The organism is Rhodonellum psychrophilum GCM71 = DSM 17998 (genome assembly GCF_000381545.1).
Lineage (GTDB): Bacteria > Bacteroidota > Bacteroidia > Cytophagales > Cyclobacteriaceae > Rhodonellum > Rhodonellum psychrophilum.
Genome location: NZ_KB906685.1, coordinates 121,361 through 136,114 on the forward strand (window position 1 = coordinate 121,361; position 14,754 = coordinate 136,114).

Genomic DNA, 14,754 nt, shown 5'->3' on the forward strand with positions numbered 1-14,754 from the left:
AGTTGAATTTAAAAAGAAAAACCGGATTTTATCCGGTTTTTCTTTTTATGAAAATAAGGTGAGGATTTGAAGATTCTTTCAGGGATTCTGTGATTCTAAATTTCAGTCAAAACGCCACTGTTATCCTCCAGTTTTTCTGATTTTGAAGTGCCTTCTCCATTTTTGGTGAAGGTCAAGTCAGGGCAAAATTTAGCCCTGATTTCCTAATTATTTTTCCAGTTTGATTTTGGACTTAGGACAACCATTTTTCCACATCCTCTTTGGTAGGGTTAGGGACATCCAGTTTAAGTTTTTTTCTTTTACCGCAGATATCATTGAAAAGCTTGTTGATATCCTGTTCCTTCAATTGATCGATCGTATGGATATTTAGGTCTCTCAAGGCTGGAATCAATCCCAATGGAATCCCCAAGGCTACATAATCCTCATCGGAAGCAATGTTGATCTTTTTCTCCGGCCTCATTTGAGGGAAGAAAAGGACTTCTTGAATGGTGGATTTGTTGGTCAGCATCATGGTCAATCTGTCGATGCCGATGCCAAGTCCTGAAGTTGGTGGCATTCCGTATTCCAATGCCCTTAAGAAATCTTCATCCATTGCCATCGCTTCGTCATCTCCTCTTGCAGCCAATTTGAGTTGGTCTTCAAAACGCTCCCGCTGATCGATCGGATCATTCAACTCACTATAGGCATTTGCGATTTCCTTTCCGTTGACAAACAATTCAAAGCGTTCTACCAGTCCTGGTTCAGTCCTGTGTTTCTTCGCCAAAGGCGTCATCTCTATCGGGTAATCCGTGATATAAGTAGGCTGGATGAGGTGTTCTTCCACCTTGGCCCCGAAGATCTCATCGATCAATTTTCCTCGACCCATGCTGTCCTCGATTTCTATCCCCATTTCGCCACAAACTGCTCTTAGACCATTCTCGTCCATTTTGCTTACGTCCACTCCGGAATATTCTTTGATGGATTCATACATGGTCAATCTCCTGTATGGCCCTTTGAAGTCGATCATCTTGTCTCCCACCGGCACCTCCGTTTTTCCATGGATGGACTCGGTGATTTTTTGGATCACATCTTCCACCATTTCCATCATCCAGATATAGTCCTTATAAGCGACATAGATTTCCACGGAAGTAAATTCCGGGTTGTGGGTACGGTCCATTCCCTCGTTGCGAAACATCTTCCCAAACTCATATACTCCGTCAAATCCACCGACGATCAACCTTTTCAGGTAGAGTTCATTGGCAATTCTCAAAAACAAAGGCATGTCCAAAGTATTGTGATGGGTATTGAAGGGCTTTGCCGCGGCACCGCCATGTACCGCCTGAAGGATGGGGGTTTCCACTTCCAACCAGCCGTGATCATCAAAATACCTTCTCATTCCAGAAATGATTTTGGAACGCATTTTAAAAACCTCCTTTACTTCCGGATTGACCGTAAGGTCTACATAACGTTGCCTGTAACGCAATTCCGGATCCGTAAAACCATCGTATACGTTGCCTTCCTCATCGCGTTTTACCACAGGCAATGGCTTCAGTGATTTGGATAGGATTTTGATTTCCCGGATATGAAGAGAAATCTCACCGGTCTGGGTGGTGAAAACAAAGCCATTGATTCCAATGAAATCACCGATTCCCAACAGTTTTTTGAAAACCGTATTGTAAAAAGTCTTGTCCTCATCAGGACAGATATCGTCCCTCTTGACATATACTTGAAGCCTTCCGGTGGCATCTTGGATTTCGGCAAAGGATGCCGAGCCCATGATCCTTCTGCTCATCAGCCTTCCGGCGATGGAGATATTTTGGTATTGGTCGGGATTGTTTGGGTAATTCTTATGGATTTCTTCCGCAGTGGCATTGATGGGGAAAGATTCTGCCGGGTAGGGGTTGATTCCCAGTTTCATCAAGTCTTCCCTGTCTTTTCTGCGTTCGATTTCCTGTTCGCTTAATAACTGCATCTTTATGTTTTTCGATTCTAATAAATATTCTCTTAAATTATTTCAGTCTGGTAGGGGAAGTTGAAGCAAATAGCATGAAAGTAAATCAGCTTTTTGCCGTCTTCCTTCTGGCAATTTCTCTTTTGATCAAATCAAATTCCCTGCTGCTTTGGCCGGAAACTGAGGTGTTCTCTTCTGCCCTTCTTCCGAGATAGGGCATTACTTTTTCTACTGGCCCATAGGGGACATATTTGGCGACATTGTATCCGGCTTTTGCCAAATTGAAGGAGATGTTGTCGCTCATTCCATAAAGCTGAGCAAAATAAATCCGCTCATCGGCAGGTTGAAGTCCGTGAAGGGAAATCAATTCTGTCAGCAGTTTATTGCTTTGTTCATTATGGGAGCCACAGACCAAATGGATACTGTCTTTGTTTTCCAGGCAATACCGCAAAGCGGCATCATAATCTCGGTCAGATGCAGCTTTATTGGGCTGGATTGGGCTTGGGTAAGCCATTTCCAGCGCCCTTTTCCTTTCTTTTTCCATGTAGGCACCCCGCACCAGTTTTGCCCCTAGGAGATATCCTTTTTCCAAGGCTGTTTTGTGGGCATCCTTTAACCTGTCCAACATGTCATGTCGATACATTTGGTAGGTGTTGTATACGATGCAATTTTCACGGTTGTACTTTTCCATTGCGACATAGGCCATTTGATCGATGACATCTTGGAACCAGGATTCCTCAGCATCGACCAGAACCTTCGTCTTGGAAGCGAACCCTTTTTTGCACAATTCATCCACCCGCGATTTTATATTTTCAAACGCTTCCTGTTCTTTTTTGTCGAGCTTTTTTCCTTCCTGAATTTTGGTCATCAGCTCAAAATCTCCCAAACCGGTAACCTTGAATACACCAAAAGGCATGTTTCCATCACCAGCAGATCGCTCAATGGTTCTGAGAATTTCTCTTTTGGTGGCATCGAAACTTTCCTCGTTTCCTTCGCCTTCCACCGAATAATCCAAGATGGTTCGGATATGGTACTTTGCCAAGGTGTCCAAAGTTGGCTGACAATCGGCGATGGTTTCCCCTCCGCAGAAGTGACCGAACATGGTCTTCTTCATGATGCCTTTGATGGGCAATCGGAGTTTAAAAGCAAGATTGGCCAGTTTTACGCCAAGGCTCACTAGAGTATTGTTGTTCATCGTGCCAAAGATGAGGTGCATTTTTCTCAGCTCAGCATCTGATTTAGAAGCGAAAGCGACTTCTAAGTTCTCAAAAGAAATATTGGGTTTTACGGGCATATAGCGCATATCAAGAGACAAATATATCAAAAAAACCGCATGGGCAGGATTTTGTTCGTTGATTTGTAGAAGCTTTTGGAAGGAAAATATGCTTTTTGAAAATAAAATCGAAGGATGAACCAAGACTTTGTTTGAATTCAAAAAAACCGTGGCCAATAAACAGAACCTTTGTCTAAATTGTTGAATGATCTAAATGACAAACCAATTGAAAACCTATCCATTGAAAGACTGGGGGCTTGATATTCAAAACCCCTTAATCATTGCAGGTCCCTGTAGTGTTGAAACTGCCGAACAGCTTGACAAAACCGTGGAGGGACTGGTCAAGCAAGGTGTCAAAATCATACGGGCGGGTGTATGGAAACCAAGAACGCGCCCCAATACCTTTGAGGGTGTGGGTAGCATTGCATTTCCTTGGATCCAAGAAGCAAAGGAAAAATACAAGGTTAAATTTGCCGTTGAGGTCGCTTCCCCAGCGCATGTAGAGGAGGCCTTGAAAAACAACATTGACCTTTTGTGGATCGGGGCGAGATCCACGGCAAATCCATTTACGGTCCAAGACATTGCCGACAGTTTGAAGGGTGTGGATATACCTGTACTGATCAAGAACCCCATCAATCCTGACCTTGCCCTTTGGATCGGGGCATTGGAAAGAATCCATGAAGCGGGAATCACAAAAATCGGGGCCATTCACCGTGGCTTTTCCAATTTCAACGATACGCACTTCCGCAACAGCCCCATGTGGCAAATCCCCATTGAATTCAAAACGAGATTTCCCGATATTCCTTTGATCAATGATCCCAGTCACATCTGTGGAAAAAGAGCCTTGATTCCTCAAGTGGCACAAATGGCCTTGGATCTGAATTTTGATGGATTGATGATTGAATCCCATTTCCATCCTGACGCAGCTTGGTCGGATGCCGAGCAGCAGCTCAGGCCTGAGGATTTGGGCTTGCTTCTGGCAAGCCTTAAAACCAGGCAGGTCTTTGTGGATGATCCTGCATTTGCCTCCCAATTGCAATCCATTCGTGAACAAATCGATGATACGGACAGGGAAATTTTAGAACTCTTGAGCAGAAGGATGGGGCTGGTCGAAAAAGTGGGGGAGTACAAGAAAATAAACAATGTAGCCGTCTTCCAGATCGAACGTTGGAAAAAGGTTTTCCAGACCAGACCCGAATGGGCGATAGCACTCAATCTAAATCCTGAGTTTGTAAAAGAATTATATAAAATGATTCATACCGAATCCATCAAAAAACAGACAGAAGTTATGGAAAGACATCTTTCTTGAGGAGGAGTATTGGTTTCTTGTCAAAATATTATTTTGAAAATGGTCATCAAACTTAGCATAATTTCTGATTAAGCAATTCTTTTGATTTTTATTGAAGAAAAATCAAATAAAATAGCTGAATTTTATTTGATTTTAAAATAACAGCCTTTAAATTTGACACATGTTATTCGCAGCCCCTTCATATTTTACATTTTATTACTTTTACTTTCGCCCCGCGGGACGAATCGGAGCTGGTTATTGAATGTATCTAATATAAACAATCATAAAACAGAAAGAGCCCGATTCGAAAGAGTCGGGTTTTTTTATTTCAAACCAAATACACCTATGAAAGATCACTTACAAACCAAAGACTGGGGATTAGGATTAAAAGGCCATGTCATCATCGCCGGTCCTTGCAGCGCAGAAACTCCTGAGCAGATTGAGAAAGTCTGCCTGGACATGAAAAAAGAAAACATGATTCCAGACATATTCAGGGCCGGAATTTGGAAACCAAGAACCCGTCCAGGAAGCTTTGAAGGTATTGGAGAGGAAGGATTGACCTGGATGGAAATCGTCCGAAATCATTTGAATATCCCAATCACCACAGAAGTTGGAAATGCTGCCCATGTGGAATTGGCTTTGAAACATAAAGTAGATGTGCTTTGGATTGGCGCAAGAACTACCGTTAATCCGTTTGCTGTTCAGGAAATTGCAGATGCCTTGAGAGGTGTGGATATCCCGGTAATGGTGAAAAACCCAATGAATCCGGATTTGCAGCTTTGGATTGGTGCTTTGGAAAGACTTCACGACGTGGGGATCCATAAGTTGGCCGCGATCCACAGAGGTTTTTCTGACTCTTACGACAAGAGGTTCAGAAACAAGCCAAACTGGTCCATGCCGATCCACTTGAAGAGAGAATGGAAAGGAATGGAAGTTATCAACGACCCAAGCCATATTGTAGGGAACAGAGAAGGTCTTTTGGAAACCGCCCAGCGTGCCATCAATTTTGGATTGGATGGTTTGATGATCGAAACCCACCACGATCCAGACAATGCCTGGTCTGATGCCAAACAACAAGTTACACCCGCCCAGCTGAAGCAATTGCTTTCACAAATTGATTTCAAAGATACTTTGGGAAGTGAAAATCCAAGTGAAAGATTAAATGATCTCAGGGCCGCGGTAGACCACATGGACGATCAGCTGTTGGATCTTTTGCAGGAAAGATTCTCCATGATCGATCAGATCGGTGCGTACAAAAGAGAGCATCACCTGACCGTATTCCAAGCCGACAGATGGAAATTTGTGATGGAGTCAAGGACTGAAAAAGGGGTGTCAAAAAATCTCAGTGAGAAATTCATGAAGGAATTGCTCTATTGCATCCATGAAGAGTCCGTCAAAAGACAGGAGAAACAATTGAGAGAAGCCGCTGCAATCAAAAAATAATTCAGGTTCAGTGTCAAATGACCGATGTACAAAACATCGGTCATTTGATTTTTGGCTATAAATTAAATCCATTCTTATCTTTGCGCATAAACCAAAATACCATCTTGGAATCCATCCTATTTTCCAGTGCCATCGCCGAGGACCTACGGGTCTATTTGGGTCAACAACAATTTTCGCAGTTGGGAGTCATTACGGATTCCAATACCGCAATCGCCTGCTATCCCTTGATCAAAGAGATACTTCCGGAACAACACCGATTGTTTTCATTTCAGGCTGGCGAAGCAAACAAAAACCTAAATACTTGCATTGAAATCTGGAAGTGGATGACGGATTCGGGTTTTGATAGGAAAGCACTTGTCCTCAACCTTGGAGGCGGAGTTACGGGTGATATGGGGGGATTTTGTGCGAGTACCTACAAGCGTGGCATCAGATTCATCAACATACCCACCACCTTACTTTCTCAAGTGGATGCCAGCGTAGGGGGGAAATTGGGAATAGATTTCAATGGTTTCAAAAACCATATCGGAGTATTCAACAATCCCGAAGCAGTCATTATTTCCGATCAATTCCTCAAAACCCTTCCTGCAGAGGAGCTTCGGTCCGGTTATGCTGAAGTGATCAAACATGGGCTTATTGCCGACCCCAATTATTTCCATGATCTTAAGTTCGAAGATTGGGGACAACAGGATTGGAAAACCATCATTGAAAAATCCATTTCGATCAAGAAAGAAGTGGTCGAAAAAGACCCCAAAGAGTCTGGACTCAGAAAAATCCTGAATTTTGGTCATACCATTGGACATGCATTCGAGTCATTTTATTTGGATTCAGAAAAGCATTTGCTCCATGGAGAGGCCATCGCTGTGGGAATGATTTGTGAGGCTTATTTGTCTCAAACCCGAATGGGAATGGAAGCAGCCGACCTGGATCTGATCAGCGAATCTTTGCTGCGTGTTTTCGGAAAAATAGAATTTCCAGATGCTGATGTTCCCAACATCATTGCATTGTGTAGCCAAGACAAAAAAAATGAGGGAGAAACGATTAATTTTTCTTTGTTGAAAAAAATCGGGGAATGTGATTATAACATTGCCGTGTCTGAATCCGAAATACAAGACGCCATTTTATTCTACAAAGAGGTGAAACATGAATAGTCAATTCAGGAAGAAGATTTTTCGCTTGAATTTTGATTAATATTCTCCTCCATAAAATCATATTTATTTTCCCCCTTACTGGGAAATCATCCAATTGAAAAGCATCCATAAAATGAAAAATATACGTCACGAAAAAAAATCCACTTTTTCACCGACAAGAATTCCTTTGCCTTCTTCCAAAAGCGAAAGCAACCGAGTATTGGTGATCGATTCTTTGACAGAGGGGGAGAATACCATCAGCAACTTGGCTGAAGCCAGGGATACGCAAACCATGATTCGGCTTTTGACCAAAAACCCACCGGTATTTGATGTGTTGGATGCCGGGACGACCATGCGCTTTTTGACAGCCTATGCGGTCATCACCAATCAGTACAAAATCATCACCGGAACCCCAAGAATGTGCGAAAGGCCCATTGGAATCTTGGTGGATGCCTTGCGGGACATTGGTGCTGAGATTCATTACATGGCGGCAGAGGGATTTCCACCCTTGGCGGTCCACGGATTGGCGGGACAAAAAACCGAAAAAATAAGCATCCGAGGGGATGTCAGCAGTCAGTATATATCGGCGATGCTGATGATCGCCCCGATGTTGCCAAAAGGGCTTGAAATTGAATTGTTGGGAAAAATCGGATCCATTTCTTACATTCAAATGACACTTCAGCTGATGGCCCAATTTGGCGTGAAGCATGTCTGGAAAGAAAATGTGATCAAAGTTCCACATCAAACTTATAGCCCTACTCAGTTTTCCGTGGAAAGCGATTGGTCCGGAGCGAGTTACTGGTTTAGCCTTTTGGCTTGTGCAGATGAAGGAGAATTATTTCTCCAGGGTTTAAAAGAAGACAGTCTCCAAGGAGATTCCAAAATCGTCGAGATCATGGATCAATTGGGCGTGAAAAGCGAATTTCAAACCGGAGGCATCAAATTAACCAAACAAAAGGTCAAAGGATTAAAATCCTGGGATTTCACGAACTGCCCCGATCTCGCACAGACAGTTGCCGTGACTTGTGCCATCATTGGTCAAAAAGTCGATTTCACGGGATTGGAAAGCTTGAGGATCAAAGAAACCGATCGGATATTGGCGCTTCAGCAGGAGTTGGCAAAATTCAATGCCCAGTTGCTGGAAGGTGAAAATGGGGTATTCACCCTGATTCCATCCATCGAAATACCTGACGAAGTGACCATCAAAACCTATGATGACCACCGGATGGCGATGGCCTTTTTGCCCTTGGTCACCAAGACAAATCTCATCGTCGAAGACCCTGAGGTGGTGAATAAATCCTATCCAAGCTTTTGGAAACATGTTGCCTTGCTCTACAAATGAGGTATCCAAAATCTCCAACGGAGGAATCTGGTCTAATTCTTCTGGGATAAAAATGCATTCAACCTCGTCTTCGGCCACCAAGCTGTTTTAACATGAAAAGCTTTTACACCATCATCCTGCTGATTTTGTCCAATACATTTATGACCTTTGCTTGGTATGGTCATTTGAAATTCAAGGAATTGAAATGGTTTGAAAACTTGGGGTTGATCTCGATCGTGATGATCAGTTGGGGGATTGCACTGTTTGAGTATTTCTTTCAGGTTCCTGCCAACAGGATGGGTTTCAATGAGAATGGAGGCCCTTTTTCTTTGGTAGAGTTGAAGGTTTTGCAGGAAGTGATCACTTTGATTGTATTTATGGTTTTTACTTTGTTGTTTTTCAAAAATGAAACCATTAAGCTGAACCATATCATCGGATTTGGCTTTTTGATTTTGGCAGTTTACTTTATTTTCAAGAAATGAAAATCGCAATACAGGGAATACCAGGCTCATTTCACTATCAAGTCGCATTGGACTACTTTGGTACTGATGCTGAAATCGTCAGTTATCGGATTTTCGAAGAAGTGGCCAAAAGTGTTCGGCTCGGCAATGCCGATTTTGGGGTGATGGCCATCGAAAACTCCATCGCCGGAGCAATTCTCCCCAATTATGAGTTGATCGACAGGTACGAACTGTTTGTCAAAGACGAATACTATTTGCCGATCTCCCATAATCTGATGGCCTTGAAAGGGCAGAAAATCGAGGCACTCAGTGAAGTCAGGTCCCATCCAATGGCATTGCTGCAATGCAAAAAATTTTTCAGCCAGTTTCCCTCCATCAAAATGATGGATGATGTGGACACTGCTTCGGTTGCAAAAAGAATCGCTGAGGAGCAGTTGGCAGGTGTCGGGGCGATCGCAAGCAAAGCCGCCGCCGAAATCTACGGCCTCGAAATCCTGGCATCCGATATCCAAACGGTACAAAATAATTTTACCCGGTTCATCATTCTCCAAGATACCCGGAGCAAGTCCGATTTTACACCCAACAAGGCTTCCCTGAAAATCACGGTTAACAATGAAAAAGGGGTTTTGGCCAAATTACTCACCCTGATGAGTGAACGTGGTCTGGACTTGAGTAAAATCCAGTCTATCCCCGTGATGGAAAAGCCTTGGGAATATTCTTTTTTTATCGATACCCAATTTGAAGATTATGGGCAATACCAACAAGCCATTTCAGAAATCAACAAGAGATTTGGTGAGGTGACGGTCTTTGGGGAATATCTAAACAGAAAATAATGAAGGGGTTTTCAACAAGGCTGGAACAAGTTCAGGAATATTATTTTTCCCAAAAACTCAAAGAGGTCAACCAACTGATCGCAGAAGGCCGGCCCGTCATCAACATGGGTATCGGGAGCCCGGACTTGCCCCCACATCCCAATGTGATTGCCGCTTTGACAGCTGCCGCTTCAAAACCGCAGGCCCATGGCTACCAAAGTTACCAGGGCAATCCCGAGCTTAGAAAAGCCATTGCCGATTTTTACTTGCGACATTATCAGGTAAACTTGTCTCCGGAAAGCGAAATTCTTCCCTTAATGGGTTCCAAGGAGGGTATTATGCATCTATCTATGGCGTTTTTGGATGAAGGAGATGAGGTATTGATCCCAAATCCTGGTTATCCCACCTATACTTCGGTGACCAAAATGCTGAAGGCAAACCCCATTTATTACGACCTGCTTCCGGGAAATCAATGGCAACCGGATTTTAAGGCTTTGGGTCAATTGGATCTGAAGAAAGTGAAGATCATGTGGGTAAACTACCCCCATATGCCGACAGGTGCAAAAGCAAGCCTGTCACTTTTCGAAAAGCTGATTGCCTTTGGGAAGGAAAATGATATTATCATCGCGCATGACAATCCCTACAGTTTTATCCTAGAGGAAAATCCCTTGAGTATTTTCAATGTTGGGGGAGCCATGGAAATCGCAGTGGAACTGAATTCACTCAGTAAAACTGCCAATATGCCAGGATGGCGAGTTGGAATGGTTTTAGGAAAAAAAGAGTGGATTCAAGCCATATTGAGGGTGAAAAGCAATATGGATTCCGGGATGTTTCTGGGAATTCAACAAGGTGCCATTGCCGCTTTGGCATTGGACAAATCGTGGTTTGTGGGATTAAATAATATCTATGCAGAAAGGAGAGCATTGATTTGGGAATTGGCAGAACGCTTGGACTTGCAAGTGGACCGAGATACCGTCGGGTTGTTTGTATGGGCAAAAGCTCCCGCTGGAATAGAAGTGGGCAATTTGGTGGATACCTTGCTTTATGACAAGAACATATTTGTCACCCCCGGAAAAATCTTTGGCAGCAATGGGGAAGACTATGTCCGTTTTTCCCTTTGTGTGCCGATAGAAAAAATCAAGGAAGCCTTGTCAAGAATTTAAACCATTGATAAATAGCATTACATCGTATTATCGAAATCTGTTTTTAACATTTAGTAAAGTCTGAGGGATCAGCATAAAAGAAAATGAAAAAGATACACATTATCGGATTGGGTTTATTGGGCGGATCTTTCGCCTTGGCACTCAAAAAAGTGAAGCCGGAAATTACGTTCACCGGATATGATTCCAATATTGACAATCAAAATGATGCCAAGGTATTGGGGATTGTTGGGGAAATCAAAGAAAATCCAGACGCCGATACGGATGTGATCATTTTGGCCGTTCCGGCCAATGCCATTTCTGAAATCCTGATCAAAACACTTGATTCCATTGGTCCAGATACGTTGGTGATTGATTTCGGTTCTACCAAAGAAGCACTTTGCAATGCCGTCGCAGACCATCCCAAAAGAGAACAATACCTCGCCGGTCATCCGATCGCAGGAACTGAATATTCAGGACCAAAAGCGGCCAAAGAAGATCTTTTGGACAAAAAAGTTTTCATCATCTGTGAAATGGACAAAACCAATATCCATCTCAAAGGCATGGCCTATGAAATATTGGAGGCCCTCAACATGAAGTTGCGCTTCATGAATCCGGATGAGCATGACAAACATTTGGCATTTGTCTCGCATTTGTCTCACATTTCTTCCTTTATGCTGGGCAAAACAGTTTTGGATAAAATGGAAGATGAGAAAAACATATTTGACATGGCAGGAAGTGGTTTTGCTTCCACGGTAAGGCTTGCCAAAAGTTCTCCGGCGATGTGGGCTCCGATTATGGAGGAAAACAAAAAGAACATCTTGGAAGCCATGAGCCTGTATATTTCCAATCTTTCAAAATTCAGGGACAAAATCATTGCAGACGATTATGAGGGATTGTATCAGGAAATGCTCAAGATCAACAAGATCGGTGATATTTTGAATTTGGAGAAATAAAAATACGCCTCCAAAGATTGTGTCCACAGCAGTTTGGCCTGGGTTTTGACAATTTAGTTTTTGACCTTAAAAACGAGATCATGAAAAAAATACTCTTTATTCTTCCTGTTTTCCTGTTTGCTCTCACAGCAATGGCGCAGGAAACCCCACTTATCGAAGTGGAAGGCAAAAGCGAAATCAGCGTAATGCCAGACCAAGCCATTATCCATGTCAATTTGATGGAGAAAGCGATGAATGTCAAGGATGTGACGAATGCGCTCAACAAAAAGACCAAATCCATCAAAGATGCGATGGAGAAGACAGGGATTAAGGATTACGAATTTACAGTGGACAATTACTATGTAAATGTCAATCGGGTCTACACCAAAGGTACAAGCAGGGACAGCGGCTATGTGGCCACACAAAATGTGAAAATCGTAGTCAAAAGTATCGACAAGGATATGGTGAAAGTGGTGGAAACCCTTCACCAAACAGCCAATATGGGATTCAATGTTTCTTTTACTATTTCAGAGGTACAAAAAAAGACTTACGAAAAGCAGCTTTTGGAATTGGCCATTGCCGATGCAAAAAGCAAAGCAGAGACTATTGCCGCTTCTCTTGGAATAGACAAAATCAATGTCCAGAAAGTGAATTATACCTCAGGTCAAAATATTTTCCAGCCCATCATGATGCGGTCTGAATCCATGATGATGAAATCAGCCGATGCGTATGAAGAGCCGGTTTTCAGTCCGGAATCCCAGAAGTTAACAGACAGGATCTTGGTAGCATTTTCGTTTGTCATCAAGCCATAGGCATTCGGTATTGAATTTTCAATCTTGCCACTGTTCTTGGGTTTTTCCCGAAGAACAGTGGCTTTTTTTGTTTCAACCCTTGTTAAGCATTCACCATTCTATTCCAGCCTGAAATTTATTGATCGGCAGTATTTGATCACTTTTTTTGACATTACCATTTCGGTAATGTGTCCTATTCCAAATAATCTGATTTCCTTGTAGTTTAAACTCTTACTTGTAAACCGAGTGCAAATTTCGGGCTGAAGCAATTCCATTGCTTCTTGGATCCTTTCATCAAAGTCTGTTTTTTAATTCCATATAAACCGTTAACTTTTGGTAAACTTGATTTGTCAGCACCCATTTATTTCTTCCCATGAGAAAAACATATTCTATTCTTAGTGTTGTATTGTTTTTTGGAGGGATCCTCTCATTGAGTGCCCAAAGCCAACAGAACCTGGATTTGGAAAGTATCACCGAAAAGCATTTCCTGAAAGGGATTACGATGCTCAATGAGCTGGTTTCCATTCCCAATGATTCCAACTTTCCAGCACAATTGGAGCCCAATATCCAATGGTGTGAGGAGAACTTTTTGGAAAGAGGTTGGTCATCCAAACGCCTGACGACGGACGGTTTTCCACTGTTGTTGGTCGAAAAGAAATTCGTGAATGCCTCCAAAACAGTCTTGTTCTATTTCCATGTGGATGGGCAACCCGTAGATCGAAAAAAATGGGATCAGCCAGACCCTTACATGCCTGTACTGAAGAAAATGAATGATGCAGGCGAATGGGAAATCATTCCGATGGAAACCCTTGAGAAGGGATATGATGCCGATTGGAGGATTTTTGCACGCTCGAGTTCGGATGACAAAGGGCCATTGGTCATGTTCCTGACCGCCTGGGATGCGATGTTGGAAAATGGAAAGACTCCGGATTTCAATGTCAAGATTATTTTGGATTTCGAGGAAGAAATCGGATCACCTCAGTTGCCCAAAGCTGTTTTGGATTACCAAGAGGAATTGCAAGCAGACATGATGCTGATTTTGGATGGGCCAAGGCACCTGAGCAATGAACCGACCTTGAGCTTTGGCGCAAGGGGGATTTCTGAAATCACCTTGACGGTTTTTGGTCCCAAAGCGGCCCAGCACAGTGGGCATTATGGCAACTATGCACCAAATCCTGCCTTGAGATTGTCTCAATTGCTGGCCTCCATGAAGGATGATGCAGGAAGAGTGATCATCCCCGGGTTTTATGAAGGCATCAATCTGACCGCAGAAGAAAAATCGATTTTGGATTTGGTTCCGGATGATGAGCATGAAATCAAAAAAAAGCTGGGGATCAGTGAAAGCGATAAAGTTGGGAATTCCTACCAGGAATCCATTCAATACCCTTCGTTGAATATCAGGGGGATGTCATCCGGATATGTCGGCAGTGAGGCAAGGACCATTGTTCCAGCGGAAGCAACTGCTGAAATTGATGTGCGCTTGGTTCCCGAGAGCAATCCTGACCGTTTGTTTTCCTTGATTAAAAAGCATATTGAAGATCAGGGATATCTTATTTTGGACAGAGATCCTACCACCGAGGAGAGGATGAAATATCCAAAAATCGTGAAATGGAATGGGACTATTTCTTACCAGGCTTTCCTAACACCCTTTGATTCCGAGCCGGGGATTTGGTTGGAGAAAGCCTATGTTCGTGCTTTTGGAAAAGAACCCATCAAAATCAGAATGGGTGGAGGTTCCATTCCGATCTCCCCTTTTGTGGATGCTTTGGGAATCCCGGCCGTAACCGTGGTTACCGTAAATTCAGACAACAACCAACACAGCCCCAATGAAAATATCCGATTGGGGAATTTCAAAGAGGGAATCAAAACCATCTTGGCAATTCTGACTGAGGAGCTTTGATGCTGGAGTCGAAAAAAAGAGGGGCTTCTGGAGAGGCCACTGAAAAAGTCCTTTGATAAAATGTTAGTAAAAAAGGTGTAGGAAAATTACTTTTCTACACCTTTTTTTTGTATATTTTAATATACAAATAACTCAATATCATGTTATTACATCAACAAGAGATTAAGTTCAGCCAATACAGTTCCATCTATGACTTGATAGTCCCAAAGGACAATCTTCTTAGAAAGATCAATGATATCATTGACTTTAGTTTTGTTTACCAAGAGTTAGTTGATAAATACTGCTCTAATAATGGACGTATGGCACACAGTCCTGTTCGGATGTTTAAGTATCT

12 protein-coding genes and 1 pseudogene are annotated in these 14,754 nt (G+C 42.8%); 11 read left to right on the forward strand and 2 right to left on the reverse strand.

All coding sequences use genetic code 11. The features are described from left to right. Positions 1–232: 232 nt before the first annotated feature. Both lysS and F824_RS0117775 read right to left on the reverse strand, forming a co-directional pair. Positions 233–1,951: a lysine--tRNA ligase gene (gene lysS / locus F824_RS0117770; RefSeq protein WP_019599279.1), complete on the reverse strand. Its 1,719-nt coding sequence runs from the start codon at positions 1,949–1,951 to the stop codon at positions 233–235. 85 nt (positions 1,952–2,036) lie between these two features. Then, positions 2,037–3,224 carry a proline dehydrogenase family protein gene (locus F824_RS0117775; RefSeq protein ID WP_026333784.1) on the reverse strand — a complete coding sequence of 396 codons (1,188 nt, stop codon included), beginning with the start codon at positions 3,222–3,224 and terminating at the stop codon, positions 2,037–2,039. 193 nt (positions 3,225–3,417) lie between these two features. Between F824_RS0117775 and F824_RS0117780 the strand changes: the two genes are divergently transcribed. From F824_RS0117780 to F824_RS27260, 11 genes and pseudogenes are all read left to right on the forward strand, one after another. Next, positions 3,418–4,512: a bifunctional 3-deoxy-7-phosphoheptulonate synthase/chorismate mutase type II gene (locus F824_RS0117780; protein WP_019599281.1), complete on the forward strand. Its 1,095-nt coding sequence runs from the start codon at positions 3,418–3,420 to the stop codon at positions 4,510–4,512. Between the two features lie 324 nt (positions 4,513–4,836). Next, positions 4,837–5,934 (forward strand): chorismate mutase, encoded by a 1,098-nt coding sequence (locus F824_RS0117785; protein ID WP_019599282.1) that lies wholly within the window; start codon positions 4,837–4,839, stop codon positions 5,932–5,934. A 104-nt stretch (positions 5,935–6,038) separates the two neighbouring features. Continuing rightward, complete coding sequence (gene aroB, locus F824_RS0117790; protein WP_026333785.1) at positions 6,039–7,082, forward strand: 3-dehydroquinate synthase; 1,044 nt, start codon at positions 6,039–6,041, stop codon at positions 7,080–7,082. 112 nt (positions 7,083–7,194) lie between these two features. Continuing rightward, complete coding sequence (locus tag F824_RS0117795; RefSeq protein WP_022582140.1) at positions 7,195–8,403, forward strand: 3-phosphoshikimate 1-carboxyvinyltransferase; 1,209 nt, start codon at positions 7,195–7,197, stop codon at positions 8,401–8,403. Positions 8,404–8,495: 92 nt separating this feature from the next. Next, entirely contained in the window at positions 8,496–8,864 is a 369-nt protein-coding gene (locus F824_RS0117800; protein WP_019599285.1) for a DMT family protein, read from the forward strand. Then, complete coding sequence (locus F824_RS0117805) at positions 8,861–9,676, forward strand: prephenate dehydratase (protein WP_019599286.1); 816 nt, start codon at positions 8,861–8,863, stop codon at positions 9,674–9,676. Before F824_RS0117800 ends, F824_RS0117805 begins: the two co-directional genes overlap by 4 nt. Further along, a complete protein-coding gene (locus tag F824_RS0117810) occupies positions 9,676–10,818 on the forward strand; it encodes a pyridoxal phosphate-dependent aminotransferase (protein WP_019599287.1) in 1,143 nt (380 codons plus the stop codon). Before F824_RS0117805 ends, F824_RS0117810 begins: the two co-directional genes overlap by 1 nt. Positions 10,819–10,901: 83 nt before the next feature. Continuing rightward, entirely contained in the window at positions 10,902–11,750 is an 849-nt protein-coding gene (locus tag F824_RS0117815; protein ID WP_019599288.1) for a prephenate dehydrogenase, read from the forward strand. Positions 11,751–11,830: 80 nt separating this feature from the next. Continuing rightward, positions 11,831–12,541 (forward strand): SIMPL domain-containing protein, encoded by a 711-nt coding sequence (locus tag F824_RS0117820; RefSeq protein ID WP_026333786.1) that lies wholly within the window; start codon positions 11,831–11,833, stop codon positions 12,539–12,541. A 352-nt stretch (positions 12,542–12,893) separates the two neighbouring features. Then, positions 12,894–14,420 carry a M20/M25/M40 family metallo-hydrolase gene (locus F824_RS0117830; protein ID WP_019599292.1) on the forward strand — a complete coding sequence of 509 codons (1,527 nt, stop codon included), beginning with the start codon at positions 12,894–12,896 and terminating at the stop codon, positions 14,418–14,420. 140 nt (positions 14,421–14,560) lie between these two features. Next, positions 14,561–14,754, forward strand: a pseudogene (locus F824_RS27260) (IS5/IS1182 family transposase); the annotation flags it as partial.